Genomic DNA, 14,048 nt, shown 5'->3' with positions numbered 1-14,048 from the left:
GGTGCTGTGCTGAGCTCTGCCCCGGAGGCCAGGGGCGTCAGGGGCGTCGTTCATCAGACCTCGAGCAGCTCGGCTTCCTTGTGCTTCAGCAGCTCGTCGATCTGGGCCACGTACCGGGCCGTGGTGTCGTCGAGCTCCTTCTCGCCGCGGCGGCCGTCGTCCTCGCCGATCTCCTTGTCCTTCACCAGCTTGTCGATGGCGTCCTTGGCCTTACGACGGATCGAGCGGATCGAGACCTTGGCGTCCTCGCCCTTGCCGCGGGCCTGCTTGATGTACTCGCGGCGACGCTCCTCGGTCAGCTGAGGAAGCACCACTCGGATGACGGAGCCGTCGTTCGACGGGTTGACGCCCAGGTCCGAGTCGCGGATCGCGGTCTCGATGTTCTTCAGGGCGGTCTTGTCGAACGGGGTGACGAGCGCCATGCGCGGCTCCGGCACCGAGAACGAGGCGAGCTGGTTGATCGGCGTCAGGGCGCCGTAGTAGTCCGCGACGATCTTGGCGAACATCGCCGGGTGCGCGCGGCCGGTGCGGATGGCGGCGAAGTCGTCCTTGGCGACCGCGACGGCCTTCTCCATCTTCTCCTCGGCCTCGAGGAGAGTCTCTTCGATCACTGTGTGCTCCCTGTCCGGTTCATCTGCTGTAGTCCCGTACCGGTGCCCCGGACGGCTGATTGCTGCACGGCTGACTTCTGCCACGGCTCTGACTTCTGTCACGCCTTACTGCTGCCATGGCTGACTGCTGCTCAGGCCCGGGCGGAATCCTGGCTGATGAGTGTGCCGATCTTCTCACTCTTCACCGCGCGGGCGATATTGCCCTCGGCCAGCAGCTCGAAGACCAGGATCGGCAGGCCGTTGTCCTTGCACAGCGTGATCGCGGTCAGGTCGGCCACCTTGAGATCGCGCGAGATGACCTCGGTGTAGTCGAGCGAGTCGAACTTGACCGCCTCGGGGTTGGTCCGGGGGTCCGAGTCGTACACCCCGTCCACGCCGTTCTTGCCCATCAGCAGCACCTCGGCGTGGATCTCCAGGGCGCGCTGAACCGCGGTGGTGTCGGTGGAGAAGTACGGCATGCCCATACCTGCACCGAAGATGACCACGCGGCCCTTCTCCAGGTGCCGGACGGCACGCAGCGGCAGGTACGGCTCGGCGACCTGGCCCATGGTGATGGCGGTCTGGACCCGGGTCTCGATGCCTTCCTTGATCAGGAAGTCCTGCAGCGCCAGACAGTTCATGACCGTGCCGAGCATGCCCATGTAGTCGGAGCGGGCTCGGTCCATGCCGCGCACCTGGAGCTCGGCGCCGCGGAAGAAGTTGCCACCGCCGATGACCACCGCGACCTCGGTGCCCTCACGGACCACCGTGGCGATCTCACGGGCGATCTTGTGCACGACGTCCGGGTCGACGCCGAGGCCACCGCCACCGGCGAACGCCTCACCGGACAGCTTGAGCAGAACGCGACGGCGTGTGCCGTCCTGCGCGGTCTCCTGCGTCTCCTTCATGGACTTCTCCTTCTCCACCTACTGGTTCACAGGGCCGGCTCCCGGCCGAGTGTGCCGGGGACCCAGTCCTGCGCGTACACGCGAGGAGGCCACTGCCGCGGGAACCGGTACGGTGTCCTGCACGGCAATGGCCTCCTCGTCGTTCATGGTGCCGACGTGGCCCGCCCTTTGACAGAGTGGCGCTGGATGAGCCCGATCGGCGCGTTCCTGGCCGCCCTGGTGGGGGGCCTGGCGATTCCTACCTTAGGCGGGAAGCGCGGTGGAACGATGCTCAGGCGCCGACGCGGAAGCGGGCGAAGCGCTTGAGGGCGACGCCGTTCTCCTCGAGCACCTTGGCGACGGTCTTCTTGTTGTCCTTCGCGAAGGCCTGCTCCAGAACGGAGTTCTCCTTGACGAAGCCGGTGACGCGACCCTCGACGATCTTCGGCAGGGCAGCCTCGGGCTTGCCCTCCTCGCGAGCGGTGGCCTCGGCGACGCGGCGCTCGTTCTCGAGGTCCTCGGCCGGGATGTCCTCGCGGGACAGGTACTTCGGCGCGAAGGCGGCGATGTGCTGCGCGACGTCCTTGGCAACCTCAGCGTTGGCCTTGTCCAGCTCGACCAGAACACCGATGGTCGGCGGGAGGTCCGGGTCGGACTTGTGCATGTAGACGCCGACGAAGCCGTCGTTGTCGAACTGGGCGAAGCGACGGAAGACGATCTTCTCGCCCAGGGTCGCGTTGGCCTCGTCCACGAACTGCTGGACGGTCTGGCCGGCGGCGATCTCGGAGGCCAGCGCGGCCTCGAGGTCGGCCGGGGAGGTGGCGGCGACGTGGGCGGCGATCGCGTTGGCGACCTCGACGAACTTGCCACCCTTGGCGACGAAGTCGGTCTCGCAGTTCAGCTCGACCAGGACGCCGGACTTGCCGTCCTCGGCGATGAGCGAGGCAACGGCGCCGTTGGAGGCGTCACGGCCCTCGCGCTTGGCAACGCCCTTCTGGCCCTTGATGCGGAGCAGCTCGACGGCCTTCTGGACGTCGCCCTCGGCCTCGTCAAGCGCCTTCTTGCAGTCCATCATGCCGGCGCCGGTGAGCTCACGGAGCTTCTTGACGTCCGCGGCGGTGAAGTTCGCCATGGTGTGAATCTCTTCTCGCGTCTCGCGTGTCTGCGTGGGGTTGTGCCGCGGGCTGCTGGTTCAGCCCTGGCACGGGAGAGAGGGGCACCTACCGGTGTCGTACCGGCGGGTGCCCCTCGCCCTAGGTACGTCAGGCCTGCTCGGCCTCGGCGGCCGGCGCCTCGACAGCAGCCTCGGCCTCGGCGGCGGGAGCCTCGGCAGCAGCCTCGGCGGCCGGGGCCTCCTCGGCCTTCTTCTCGCCCTCGAGGATGTCCTTCTCCCAGTCGGCCAGCGGCTGGTCGGCACCCGGCTCGGCCTTGGCGTCGCCCTTGGCGACACCGGCGCGGGCCTTGAGGCCCTCGGCGACGGCGTCGGCGATCACGCGGGTCAGCAGCGTGACGGAGCGGATCGCGTCGTCGTTGCCCGGGATCTTGTAGTCGACCTCGTCGGGGTCGCAGTTGGTGTCGAGGATGGCGACGACCGGGATGTTGAGCTTCCGGGCCTCACCGACCGCGATGTGCTCCTTCTTGGTGTCCACGATCCAGACAGCGCTGGGCACGCGCTGCATGTCGCGGATACCGCCGAGGGTCTTCTCCAGCTTGTCGTGCTCGCGCTGGAGGACCAGGAGCTCCTTCTTGGTGAGGCCGGAACCGGCGACATCCGTGAAGTCGAGCTCGCCCAGCTCCTTGAGGCGCTGCAGACGCTTGTAGACGGTCGAGAAGTTGGTCAGCATGCCGCCGAGCCAGCGCTGGTTCACGTAGGGCATGCCCACGCGGGTGGCCTGCTCGGCGATGGCCTCCTGGGCCTGCTTCTTGGTGCCGACGAAGAGGACGCTGCCGCCGTGGGCAACGGTCTCCTTGACGAACTCGAAGGCGCGGTCGATGTAGTTCAGCGACTGCAGGAGGTCGATGATGTAGATGCCGTTGCGCTCCGTGAAGATGAAGCGCTTCATCTTCGGGTTCCAACGACGGGTCTGGTGACCGAAGTGGACGCCGCTCTCCAGCAGCTCCCGCATCGTGACGACGGCCATAGCCGTGCTCCTCAGGTATTGCGCCTGGCCGCTGCGTTTCGGCTGCTGCCAGGTCAGGCTCGGTTTTGTCCGTGCCGGTCGGGGTGACCGCCACGCCTGACGCCCCGAACGTGCCGAGCCACCTCGGCCTGGGCGGTCGGAACCGCGGCAGGCTCGGTGGACCGAGCGGCACTCGCACCGGGCGGGGGTGGTTCGGAGCCGTTTCCGGCCTCGGCCTTCCCACCGGTGGCGGGGCGTGCGAAGTCGACCCGGCAGACCGGGTCGCGTGTGAAGTGTACGGGAAGCGCCGAGCGCCGAGCGACTTCGGCTCGTCGGGGGCGCCTGCGGGTGCGCCCGGCGGGGCTGGGGCGGGGCTGGGGCGAGGCTTTGGCGGGGTGGGGGTCGGCCCGGGTTCACTCGTGTGAGGGAGGCGGGTTTTCCACAGGCCGGGGTTGTCCACAGAAATCATGGGGGGCCTGGCCGCGTCGGCGGCGTACCGGGACCCTGCTCGGCATGCCGACTCAGCTGACTCTGCTGTCCAATCCCTCGCTCTGCTCGCGCGCGGGGATGCCGCCGCCTGCGCCCGACCAACGACGTAAGGCCTTGCTGCTCGCGCTGCTGCTGGCCGTGGTGTTGCTGATCGGCCTGCCTCAGCCGTTCGCTCATGCAGCACGGGGTGCCGGCGGTGGAGCTGTTGGGCTTGGGGCCGGGGCCGGGCGGGCCTGGCCGGCGGGCGGGCGATCGGGGCTTCTGGATCGGTTCGACGCACCGGCCGTCCGCTGGGCTGCCGGGCATCGCGGAGTGGACCTTGCAGCCTCGGAGGGCATGGCCGTACGGGCCGCCGCGCCGGGGGTGGTGTCCTTCTCGGGCATGGTCGCCGGCCGTCCCGTGGTGACGGTGACTCACCCGGGCTCGGGGAACCCGCCGCTGCGGACGACCTATCTCCCGGTGTCGGGGAAGCTCCCTACCGGTACCTCGGTGGCAGCCGGGGAGCAGATCGGCGAGGTCACCACCGGATCCGGGCACTGCACGACCGGCTGTCTGCACTGGGGGCTGCTGCGTGGGCAGCGGTATCTCGACCCGCTGGCACTGCTGGGTGTCGGACAGGCCCGGCTACTGCCGCTGAACGGCAACGGTCAGGCGGTGGCCCGGACCTCGCCGGGCCGAGGGCCGGGCCCTTGGCCGAGCCGGGCGGGCGGTCAGGCGGGCGGTCAGGCCGGGCCGTCGGCTCCGAGCCCGTGCAGGGCGAGTGCGACGGCTGCGTCCGCCACGACCCTGGCCTCGTCGGCCGTGCCGTGCTCGGTCTGGCGGACGGCCGCCTCCACGACGCCCTGCAGCAGTGCGGCCGCCAACCGGGGCCGCTCGTGCCCGAGTTCCCGCAACGCCTGCACCACGATGGTGACGAGCGCAGTGTGCGCGGAGCGAATCCGCTCCCGCGCCGGCTGGTCGAGCTCCAGTACCGAGACGGCCGCGACGGCACGGTGCCGAGGATCACCGGCCAGCACGAGCTGGCCTCGTACGTAGGCCTCCACCTGTGCCTGTGGGCTGTCGCAGGCAGCCATGCCAGCCTCGATCTCCGCCGCCCAGAGCGGAAAGTCCACGGCGCACAGCTCTTCGACCACAGCGGCACGTGAGCGGAAGTACTCGTACACCGAGGAGCGCGCGAGGCCGGTCCTTGCCGCGAGGGCGGGGAACGTCAGGGCCTCTATACCGCCCTCGGTGAGCAGGCCGCGGGCAGCATCCAGGAGCGCTGCGCGCTGCAGCTGACGATGCTCGGCCACCGTGGCCGCTCTGATCTTCGGCACCCTCCTACTGTACGGAGCGCGCCGGAGTCCCGGCCGGAGTCCTCAGCGAATGTCGGAGAGCTTGGCCCGGAGTTGAAGGACCGACTTGGTGTGGATCTGGCTGACCCTGCTCTCGGTGACACCGAGAACCTGCCCGATCTCGGCGAGCGTGAGGCCCTCGTAGTAGTAGAGGGTCACCACGGTCTTCTCCCGCTCTGGCAGAGTGTTGACGGCCGTGGCCAGCAGCCGACGCAGTTCCCGGTCCTCGGCGATCTCGACCGGGTTGTCGGCGCCGGTGTCCTCCAGAGTGTCCATCAGGCTCAACCGGTCGCCGCTCTCCCCCACCGGGTGCAGCAGTTCGTCGAGTGCCACCACGTTGGCGAGCGAGAGCTGGCTGAAGATGGCGTGCAGATCCTCGATCGCGATGCCCATCTCCGCCGCCACCTCGGGCTCGTGCGGCGTGCGGCGCAGCCGGGCCTCCAGGGTGGCGTACGTGCGCTCGACCGCCTTGGCCTTCTGCCGGACCGATCGTGGGATCCAGTCGAGGGCGCGGAGCTCGTCGATGATCGCGCCGCGGATCCGGCTGATGGCGTAGGTCTCGAACTTGATGGCGCGGTCGATGTCGAACTTCTCGATCGCATCGATCAGGCCGAAGATCCCGGATGAGACGAAATCTGCCTGTTCCACGTTGGCGGGGAGCCCTACTCCCACCCGTCCGGCCACGTATTTGACCAGTGGCGAGTAGTGCAGGATCAGTTGATCGCGCAATCGGGCGTCCCCGGTCTCCTTGTAGGAGCGCCAGAGGGATTCCAGGGCGGATCGCTCAGCGGACACAGGAGTGTCGGCGGCGGGCACCCGGCCGTCAGCGGCGGGTGTCGCCGCGGCCGCCTCCCGCCGCGCCGCAGGCGGGCGGGCGCCGACCGGGGCCGGACCGTCCTCCTTGCCGCCGAGGGCTGCAGACCGGCCGCCCTGCCGTGCCAGTCCCCTCACCCCTGGCGCCTTCGGCTGGAGATCGGCGGCGGGCCGCGCCTCGGCCCCTGGCCCTCCCGAGGACCGGACGCCACCGGTCACTCTGTGTCCGGGAATGTGTGTGGGCATACGTTGGTCTGCGCCGTTCTGCCGAGTCATGTGCTGATAGGGAAGCCACTGCGAGCGTAGCGTGACCGACTCGCTGCAGTGCGCTACCGCCACTCGGGCGTCCCTCGATCCGGTGGCGTACCCGGCGCGTCGAGCCGGGCACGCCACCCGCGGCGGGTGTCAGGCTCCCCGTACCAGCCGCCAATGCGCCCCGCACCTCTCGACGAAGCCGAGCGAGCCCAACTCGTAGAGCCGCTGGAGGACTTCGTCCGGCGGCAGCCCGGACCGTCGCACCAGGCGTTCGATGGGTGCCCCGTCGGCGGTCGCCGGCACCGCCTCAAGCACCCGGGCGATCGCCGGCTCCAGCAAGTCCCTGGGCAGCACGGGACCTGAGCGGCGTGGCGCCAGGTCGTCCCCGATGGCACCGATCAGCTCCCCGATCTCTGCGGCGTCGGTGACCAGCGTCGCCCCGCCGCTGCGGATCAGGGCGTGCACACCTGCGGAGAGCTCCGACGTCACCGGGCCCGCCACCCCCATCGTGTGCCGGTTGAGATCCCGGGCGCGGCGTGCGGTGCTGAGCGCCCCGCTGCGCAGCGCCGCCTCGACCACGACCGTGCCCCGGGTGAGCGCTGCGATGACACGGTTGCGGAGCACGAAGCGGAAGCGGTTGGGGTGCTCCCCCGGCGGCAACTCGCTGAGCAGCAGGCCCTGCTCGGCGATGCGGGAGATCAGCTCGGAGTTGCCCTGCGGGTAGGCCACGTCCACCCCGCACGCGAGTACGCCGAGAGTGGTGCCGCCGACCGCGAGCGCGCCCCGGTGAGCGGCCGCGTCGATCCCGTACGCCGCCCCGGAGACGACCACCCACCCCCGTTCGGCCAGCTGCGCGGCGAGTTCGCCGGCGACGTGTGCGCCATAGGCGGTACAGGCGCGGGCGCCCACCACGGCGACCGAGCGCAGCGCCAGCAGACGCAGCGAGCCGGTGCCTCGGACCCATAGTCCGATCGGCCGACCGTCACCGAGGTCGTCGAGCTGAGACGGCCACTCGGTATCGCCCGGAATGATGAACCGGCCACCACGGCTACGTACCCGTTCCAGGTCGACGTCGGGGTTGGCGTCGGGAAGCCTGGCCCGGTAGCCGGCGAGCCTGGCGTCGTCCAGGTCGAGGTAGCCGGGCACCGTGCGCTCGCGGATGGCCTCGATCAGGGTGGCGGCGCTCACCCGGGTGAGCCATCGCCCGATCACCGCGTCGCCGGGCTCGACCAGGCGGGTGAGGGCCGCCCGGGCGCGCCGTTCGGGCTCGGCGGATGTGGGCTCTGCGGTGTCGGCAGCGTGGCTGTCGGGTGCGGCGGTCTGGGAGCGGTTCACCTGTTCCTCTTCCTCCATGGGCGACGGCAGATCGGCTGCAGGGCAGGGGTCAGGACTCGCCACCGAGGTCGGCGTCCGGGTCTTCGTACGGGTGACTCATCAGGTCCGCCGTGGGAAGGCCGCGCTGACGCCCGTGCGCAGGACCAGCGCTGTCCGGACGTCGAGCCTGGTGGGGTGGGCGCGGTCGGCGAGGTCGGCGACCGTCCATGCGACCCTGAGCACCCGGTCGAGCCCTCTCGCGGTGAGCAGGCCGCGCTCCAGCTCGCGCTCGGCGTCGGTCAGCGCTCCGGGCGCCAGCCGCCAACGGGTACGCAGGGAGTGACCCGGGACCTCCGCGTTGGTCCGCCACGGGGTGTCGGCCAGCCGGGCTGCCGCCCGCTCGCGGGCCGCGCGCACCCTGGCGGCCACCGTCTCGGTGCTCTCGGTCGAGCTGTCGCGCTCCATCAGTTCGGCCCGGGTCACCGGTGCCACCTGGACCCGCAGGTCGACGCGGTCCAGCAGCGGGCCCGACAGCCTCGCCTGGTAGCGGTTCACCATCGCGGGTGTGCACTCGCAGCCCTCCCCTCTCACGGAGTGGCGGCCGCACGGGCACGGATTCGCCGCGAGACAGAGTTGGAAGCGGGCCGGAAGCCGAAGGGAGCCTGCCGAGCGCGCGATCGTCACCTCGCCCGACTCGAGGGGCTGACGCAGCGCGTCGAGGACGCGGACGGGAAACTCCGGGGCCTCGTCCAGGAACAGCACACCTCGGTGGGCCAGCGACACCACGCCGGGCCTGGGCAGGCCGCTGCCACCGCCGACGATCGCGGGCATGGTGGTCGAGTGGTGCGGCGCGTAGTAGGGCGGGCTGTCGATCAGCGGTCGGTCGGTGGGTAGCAGCCCGGCGACCGAGTGGACGGCCGTGACCTCCAGCGCCTCGGCCTGGGTCAGCGGCGGCAGCAGTGCGGGGAGCCGCTCGGCCAGCATGGTCTTGCCGGCGCCCGGTGGACCCTTCAGATAGAGGTGGTGTCCGCCCGCGGCCGCGATCTCCAGGGCGCGCCGGGCCTCGTACTGACCCGCGACGTCCGCCAGGTCGAGCTGGGCGGCCTTCTCCCCCGAGAGCCCCCGGACTGCTGCCCCGGGCAGCATCAGCCCCGCCATCGAGGGATCTCGGCGCCCGGCCATCGGCTCGGGCGCCTCGTCCGGCACTGGCGCCCCGGTGAGTACCGCGATCAGCTGGCGCAGGCTGCGGATGCCGAGCACGGAGACCCCGGGGACGAGGGCGGCCTCGGCAGCGGTCTGTTCGGCGACGACGATCTGCCGGTATCCCGCGTCCGCGGCCGCGAGGACGGACGGCAGCACCCCGCGTACCGGCCGGACCCGGCCGTCCAGGCCCAGCTCGCCGATGATCAGCAGCTCCGCGATGGACGCCGGCTCGAGCCGCTCTGCCGCGGCCAGCACCGCACAGGCGACCGCCAGGTCGAAACCGCTGCCGCTCTTGGGCACCGAGGCCGGGCTGAGACCGACGGTCAGCTTCCGCTGCGGCCAGCTCTCCCCGCTGTTCACCACGGCCGCGCGAACGCGGTCGCGGGCTTCGGAGAGCGCCTTGTCGGGGAGGCCGACCAGGGCGAAGGCCGCCACACCGGGTTCGAGGTCGGCCTGGACCTCGACCACCACACCGTCCACGCCGATCAGGGCGACGGAACACGTTCGGGCGAAGGCCATCTCAGACCGCCCCTCGGAGATGTTCCACCTGAGCGGCGCCCTTGATGCGGTTGACCACCGCGACCAGGTCGATCCGTACGCCACCGGGTGGCGTCGGCGGTGGCGGCAAGGTCTTCGGCACGCCCTCGCGGGTTGGGGCGGCTTCGTTGTCCTCACCGCACGGCCCGGACTCGGCCGCCTGGGCGAGCCTCGCGAAGTGGACTGGCCATCGCTCGCCCAGCCAGCGCTCGGCAAGATGCCGTAGCCGCGCGGCCTTGGTCCGGTCGATGCCCTCACTGGGCTGCTGGAACCCGCGTTCGGAGCGGGTCTTCACCTCACAGACGGCGAGCGTGTCGCCGTCCAGTGCGACGATGTCGAGCTCTCCCTCCGCGCAACGCCAGTTGCGCTCCAGGATCCTCAGCCCGCCCGCGGCAAGCCACCGGGCAGCCACCTCTTCGCCGTAGCGGCCCAGGCCGTTGTTGGAACTCTGCACGGCAATCACCTCCGTGCCGGGAGGCTGCCGCATGGGCCCATATCGGGCCAGAGAGTTCTGAATTCCTGTGGATAACCAGGGGGTGTGGATAACTTTCCTCACCCACAGGGGTGAGAATCGGGCCCGGCTCTGGACATTGCGCCGAGCGTCGGACCACTGTCAGGTGCCGAAGGGCGCCGTCAGCTACCGAAGGACGCGTCGTCGGACGGCAGCTCCAGATCGCTCTTCGCGAGCTCTTCGATATTGACGTCCTTGAAGGTCAGAACCCGCACCTTGCGGACGAACCGGGCCGGCCGGTACATGTCCCAGACCCAGGCATCCGCCATCGACACCTCGAAGAAGACCTCCCCCTGGACCGAGTGCACCTGCAACTCGTAGTCATTCGTGAGATAGAAGCGTCGTTCGGTCTCGATCACGTACTTGAACAGGCCGACGACGTCCCGGTACTCCCGATAGAGCTTGAGCTCCATCTCGGTCTCGTACTTCTCGAGGTCTTCGGCACTCATTCAGGCGTCCCCTCAACTCGTCACGTCCAACCCATTGTGGACCACAGCGCCCGCCCGGAGAGCCTTACCGCCGGGACTGGCGGGCCGTCCGCCAGCAAGCGCTCCACCAACTCCGCCAGGCCGATCGGGTACACCGTCTCCTCGGTGGCCCGCAGTTCCGCCACCGTCCACCAGCGAGCGGTAAGCAGCTGAGCGTGTTCCTCGCCGGCACACCCCGAGACGTCCGGCTCGGTCTCGCGGGTGCGGGCCTGAAGAAACCACTGGTCCTGCTCGTACCGCTGCCCCCGAAAGGAGAAGGACACCGTGTCGTATGCCACCACCGGGCCCAGCTCGACCTCTGCCAGCCCGGTCTCCTCGGCCAGCTCCCGCAGCGCGGCGTCGCGCGCCTCCTCGCCGGGTTCGAGCCCGCCGCCGGGGGTGATCCACCAGGTCACCCCCGGTACCGCCGGGTCCACACCCCGGAAGAGGAGCAACCGGTCCTCCGAGTCCAGGAGGAGGACACGAGCCGCCCGCCGCCGCTCGACCGCCATGCCCGTCACCTCCGCGTGGCCCGTCCGGTCCAGCCGTCCGGCCTGCTCAGCCGCTCCGCCGCCTGGCCCGCCGGCCGAGCGAGACCACACCGCCGGCCGCCGACGCCAGCACGATCAGCGCTGCGCCGCCCACCATGACGTACGCCGCGGGCTCAAGGAGGCCTGGTCGGGACGCCACCGCCCCGCCGAGCCTGTCGAAGGCCACCGTACGCTCGCTCGCACTCATCCGGTCGAACGGCCAGACCGTGCCTTCGACTCGCCCCGTCACGTCCGAGGCCGCGATGGTGCCACTCGCGACGTCGAGGTGGGACCGGGAGTCCAGCGAGTTGTCCCGGAAGTCACCGAGCAGGAACAACCGCCCGGCCGGCACTGTCGTGGTGAAGCCCGCTCCCGACGTCATCTGCTGCGGCAGGTACGGCTCGTCTATCGGCGTGCCGTTCACCAGCAGGCGATGCTGGGCGTCGCAGCAGGCCACGGTGTCCCCGCCGACCGCGACGACCCGCTTGACCATCACCGCACCGCCCCAGAGCGGCTCGCGGAAGACCACGATGTCGCCGCGGCCGACGGAGCCGCCGTCCACCTTGCGCGCCAGCACGGTGTCCCCCGACTCCAGCGTCGGGGACATCGAGGCGGTCGGGATCAGGAACGGCCGGTAGCCGGTCGCGATCACCCCGAACCCACCGACGAGCATCACGAAGCCGAGCGCGATCGCCACGCCCTGCACGATCGACGCCATGCTTCGGCGGGCCTTCGCCGCACTCGGCGCAGGAGCCGTCCGCTCCACTACACCGCTCATCGGCACCGTCCCTTCCTGGTCGACCCGCGCTCCGCACGGGTACGCCGCGGCAGGATCGGAAAGGCCGACGGGCCGTGGCACGTGCGAGCAGATTACTCGCCGGTACCACGGCCCGCGCAAGACCCGACAGCAGACCAGGGCGCTGTCAGCGGCGATACCGCCGGAGCCACCACACCGCCGGCACCGCGGCCGCCGCCCCGGCAGCCGGCGCGAACGGCAGCACGGCCGAGGCCAGGCCCTTCTGGTCGAAGGTGCTGGGCACGGGCAGAGTCGCCCAGTTGCTGATCGGCCACGCGACGACGAAGGCCCGGCCGATCACGTTGTCGACCGGCACCGTGCCGCCACCCGGCTGGTCTTGGTGGAAGCGGGAGTCCAGCGAGTCGTTTCGGTGGTCGCCCATCACCCAGATCCGACCGTCCGGCACCTTCACCGGGCCGAAGGGCTTGTCCCCGCAGGGAACGGCGCCGGGGAAGATGTACGGCTCGTTCAGCGCGACGCCGTTCACCTTGACCGGCCCGCTGCCCTGGCACTCGACGGTGTCGCCGCCGACCGCGATGACGCGCTTGATCAGGTCTTTCTCATTGGCCGACGGCATCAGCCCGATGAAGCTGAGGACGTTCTGCAGGCCCCGGACGAAGGAGTTGTTGCTCTGCTGGGTCGGCTCGTCGTTCAGCCAGCCTCCGGGGTCGTGGAAGACCACGACCTCGCCGCGCTCAGGCTCCGCGCCGAACCACGGCGTGAGCTTGTCCACCAGCACCCGGTCGCCGATCTGCAGAGTGTTCTGCATCGACCCCGACGGAATGGAGAACGCCTGGACGAAGAAGGTCTTGATCACCAGAGCCAGGATCAGCGCAATGCCGATCAGGATCGGCAGTTCCTTCCAGAACGAACGCTGCTTCGGCGCCCTGCTGGAACTTCCTCCCGTTCCCTCCGACGCCTCGTCCGCGGACTGGTCCGTCGAGCCGTCCATGCCGTCAGAACCGCCCAGTCGACCGGGCCCGCCATCAGAACCGCCGGCCGCCTGGGCAGCCGTCCCGTCGTCGACAGGCTCCAACGGCTGTGCGGACTCGGTGGACCGGATCATGCGGCTGCCGACGCCCTCGGGCTCAGGACCTCCTGAGCGGGCGCCGATCACCAGATCCCCCACAACATCTCCTCCCTGCTGTGCGGACGCCTGCGCGTCCGCGCTCACCAGTGCCGCACAGCGGGCACCACGCTCTGTGACCGACCGTCAACCCGCCTCAGGCCTGCCCGTCACGGGCACTCCTGACACCAGCACAGCCTCCGGAGGCAAGCGGACCGTACACCGAGCACTCCAGCACTTCTCTATCACTCCCGGGCGTCACGCCCGTGCTCCCACACTGCACACCAGGCGATCAACCGGCGGGCGGTTCGCGCCGAGCCATCGACCGCCTCGACCGCACAATGCGCGGAATGACGCCCAACACACCCATAACGAGTGGAGGTTCCGTGGGATCCGGGTTCGACCCGATCGATTCAGGCACACCTTCGACGGCGCGCGCTCGTACGCCGCCCGCTCCGGTGGCCGCCGCCTGGGCAGGCGGCGACAGGACGGGCAGCGAGGAGAGGGAGGAAGGGACGTCGAGTTGACTCACCCGCTGCATCGGCCACGCGATCACGAACGCGCGCCCGACCACGTTCTCCATGGGAATGGTGCCTCCGCCCGGATTCCCCATGTGGTAGCGGGAGTCCGCGGAGACCTCGCGGTGGTCCCCCATCACCCAGAGGCGCCCGGCGGGCACCGTGACCTTGAAGGGCTGCTTCGAAGGCGCGTTGCCCGGCGCGAGATAGGGCTCGTCCAGGGCGGTGCCGTTGACATGCAGCCGCCCCTGGGCGTCGCAGCACTCGACCGTGTCCCCGGGAACGCCGATCACCCGCTTGATCAGATCCTGCTCGTTCTCCGAGGGCAGCAGCCCGACGTACGAGAAGACCTGCTTCACCCCGTGCAGCACCGGCCCGTCCGAGGAGGGCTTGTGGTCCGCTTCCAACCATCCCCCGGGGTCCTTGAAGACCACCACCTCACCGCGGGCCGGCTCGCTCCCGAACCACGGGGTGAGCTTGTCGACCAGGACCCGGTCGCCGATCTCGATGGTCTGTTCCATCGAGCCGGAAGGGATGACGAAGACCTGCACCATGAACGTCTTCAACAGCAGAGCGATCAGGAGCGCGACCACGGCGATCAGCGGCAGTTCACGAACC

Annotated in this window: 14 protein-coding genes and 1 pseudogene; 1 reads left to right on the top strand and 14 read right to left on the bottom strand. The window is 70.1% G+C overall.

Features of this window, described 5'->3' with window-relative positions; translation table 11 throughout:
* Nucleotides 1-53: 53 nt before the first annotated feature.
* The 4 genes from frr to rpsB form a co-directional block, all read right to left on the bottom strand.
* On the bottom strand, nt 54-611 hold the full coding sequence (frr, locus tag FB465_RS24000; RefSeq protein ID WP_145793722.1) for a ribosome recycling factor: 558 nt from the start codon (nt 609-611) through the stop codon (nt 54-56).
* 131 nt (nt 612-742) lie between these two features.
* On the bottom strand, nt 743-1,498 hold the full coding sequence (gene pyrH, locus FB465_RS23995) for a UMP kinase (RefSeq protein ID WP_145793720.1): 756 nt from the start codon (nt 1,496-1,498) through the stop codon (nt 743-745).
* Nucleotides 1,499-1,769: 271 nt separating this feature from the next.
* On the bottom strand, nt 1,770-2,609 hold the full coding sequence (tsf, locus tag FB465_RS23990) for a translation elongation factor Ts (RefSeq protein WP_145793718.1): 840 nt from the start codon (nt 2,607-2,609) through the stop codon (nt 1,770-1,772).
* A gap of 130 nt (nt 2,610-2,739) precedes the next feature.
* Nucleotides 2,740-3,618 (bottom strand): 30S ribosomal protein S2, encoded by an 879-nt coding sequence (gene rpsB, locus FB465_RS23985; RefSeq protein WP_145793716.1) that lies wholly within the window; start codon nt 3,616-3,618, stop codon nt 2,740-2,742.
* 492 nt (nt 3,619-4,110) lie between these two features.
* Here rpsB and FB465_RS37560 point away from each other — a divergent pair.
* A pseudogene (locus FB465_RS37560) lies at nt 4,111-4,668 on the top strand (M23 family metallopeptidase); the annotation flags it as partial.
* A 140-nt stretch (nt 4,669-4,808) separates the two neighbouring features.
* On the opposite strand, the gene FB465_RS23975 reads toward FB465_RS37560, so the two are convergent.
* From FB465_RS23975 to lepB (FB465_RS23930), 10 genes are all read right to left on the bottom strand, one after another.
* Nucleotides 4,809-5,378 carry a TetR/AcrR family transcriptional regulator gene (locus FB465_RS23975; RefSeq protein ID WP_145797553.1) on the bottom strand — a complete coding sequence of 190 codons (570 nt, stop codon included), beginning with the start codon at nt 5,376-5,378 and terminating at the stop codon, nt 4,809-4,811.
* 66 nt (nt 5,379-5,444) lie between these two features.
* Nucleotides 5,445-6,236, bottom strand: a complete 792-nt coding sequence (whiG, locus tag FB465_RS23970) for an RNA polymerase sigma factor WhiG (RefSeq protein WP_145797552.1) — start codon at nt 6,234-6,236, stop codon at nt 5,445-5,447.
* A gap of 402 nt (nt 6,237-6,638) precedes the next feature.
* Entirely contained in the window at nt 6,639-7,823 is a 1,185-nt protein-coding gene (gene dprA / locus FB465_RS23965; protein WP_246192809.1) for a DNA-processing protein DprA, read from the bottom strand.
* Between the two features lie 99 nt (nt 7,824-7,922).
* The gene (locus FB465_RS23960; RefSeq protein ID WP_145793711.1) at nt 7,923-9,524 is read right to left on the bottom strand and encodes a YifB family Mg chelatase-like AAA ATPase; all 1,602 of its coding nucleotides are present in this window, start codon (nt 9,522-9,524) and stop codon (nt 7,923-7,925) included.
* Between the two features lies 1 nt (nt 9,525).
* Nucleotides 9,526-9,996 (bottom strand): YraN family protein, encoded by a 471-nt coding sequence (locus tag FB465_RS23955; RefSeq protein ID WP_425461209.1) that lies wholly within the window; start codon nt 9,994-9,996, stop codon nt 9,526-9,528.
* Between the two features lie 179 nt (nt 9,997-10,175).
* Nucleotides 10,176-10,502 (bottom strand): DUF2469 domain-containing protein, encoded by a 327-nt coding sequence (locus FB465_RS23950; RefSeq protein WP_145793704.1) that lies wholly within the window; start codon nt 10,500-10,502, stop codon nt 10,176-10,178.
* Between the two features lie 20 nt (nt 10,503-10,522).
* Entirely contained in the window at nt 10,523-11,032 is a 510-nt protein-coding gene (locus FB465_RS23945; RefSeq protein WP_145793701.1) for an NUDIX hydrolase, read from the bottom strand.
* Nucleotides 11,033-11,078: 46 nt separating this feature from the next.
* On the bottom strand, nt 11,079-11,828 hold the full coding sequence (gene lepB, locus FB465_RS23940; protein WP_246192808.1) for a signal peptidase I: 750 nt from the start codon (nt 11,826-11,828) through the stop codon (nt 11,079-11,081).
* Between the two features lie 145 nt (nt 11,829-11,973).
* Nucleotides 11,974-12,975 (bottom strand): signal peptidase I, encoded by a 1,002-nt coding sequence (gene lepB / locus FB465_RS23935; protein ID WP_246192807.1) that lies wholly within the window; start codon nt 12,973-12,975, stop codon nt 11,974-11,976.
* Nucleotides 12,976-13,204: 229 nt separating this feature from the next.
* Entirely contained in the window at nt 13,205-14,023 is an 819-nt protein-coding gene (gene lepB / locus FB465_RS23930) for a signal peptidase I (protein WP_425461208.1), read from the bottom strand.
* Between the last annotated feature and the right edge of the window lie 25 nt (nt 14,024-14,048).

Source organism: Kitasatospora atroaurantiaca (genome assembly GCF_007828955.1).
Lineage (GTDB): Bacteria > Actinomycetota > Actinomycetes > Streptomycetales > Streptomycetaceae > Kitasatospora > Kitasatospora atroaurantiaca.
This window is presented reverse-complemented; position numbering and strand designations above follow the sequence as displayed.

Bases quoted from the DNA above. Each gene is read 5' to 3' on its own strand.
- FB465_RS23950 (WP_145793704.1), bottom strand. From the start codon at position 10,502: ATGAGTGCCGAAGACCTCGAGAAGTACGAGACCGAGATGGAGCTCAAG.
- tsf (WP_145793718.1), bottom strand. From the start codon at position 2,609: ATGGCGAACTTCACCGCCGCGGACGTCAAGAAGCTCCGTGAGCTCACC.
- FB465_RS23960 (WP_145793711.1), bottom strand. From the start codon at position 9,524: ATGGCCTTCGCCCGAACGTGTTCCGTCGCCCTGATCGGCGTGGACGGT.
- lepB (WP_246192808.1), bottom strand. From the start codon at position 11,828: ATGAGCGGTGTAGTGGAGCGGACGGCTCCTGCGCCGAGTGCGGCGAAG.
- FB465_RS23945 (WP_145793701.1), bottom strand. From the start codon at position 11,032: ATGGCGGTCGAGCGGCGGCGGGCGGCTCGTGTCCTCCTCCTGGACTCG.
- rpsB (WP_145793716.1), bottom strand. From the start codon at position 3,618: ATGGCCGTCGTCACGATGCGGGAGCTGCTGGAGAGCGGCGTCCACTTC.
- pyrH (WP_145793720.1), bottom strand. From the start codon at position 1,498: ATGAAGGAGACGCAGGAGACCGCGCAGGACGGCACACGCCGTCGCGTT.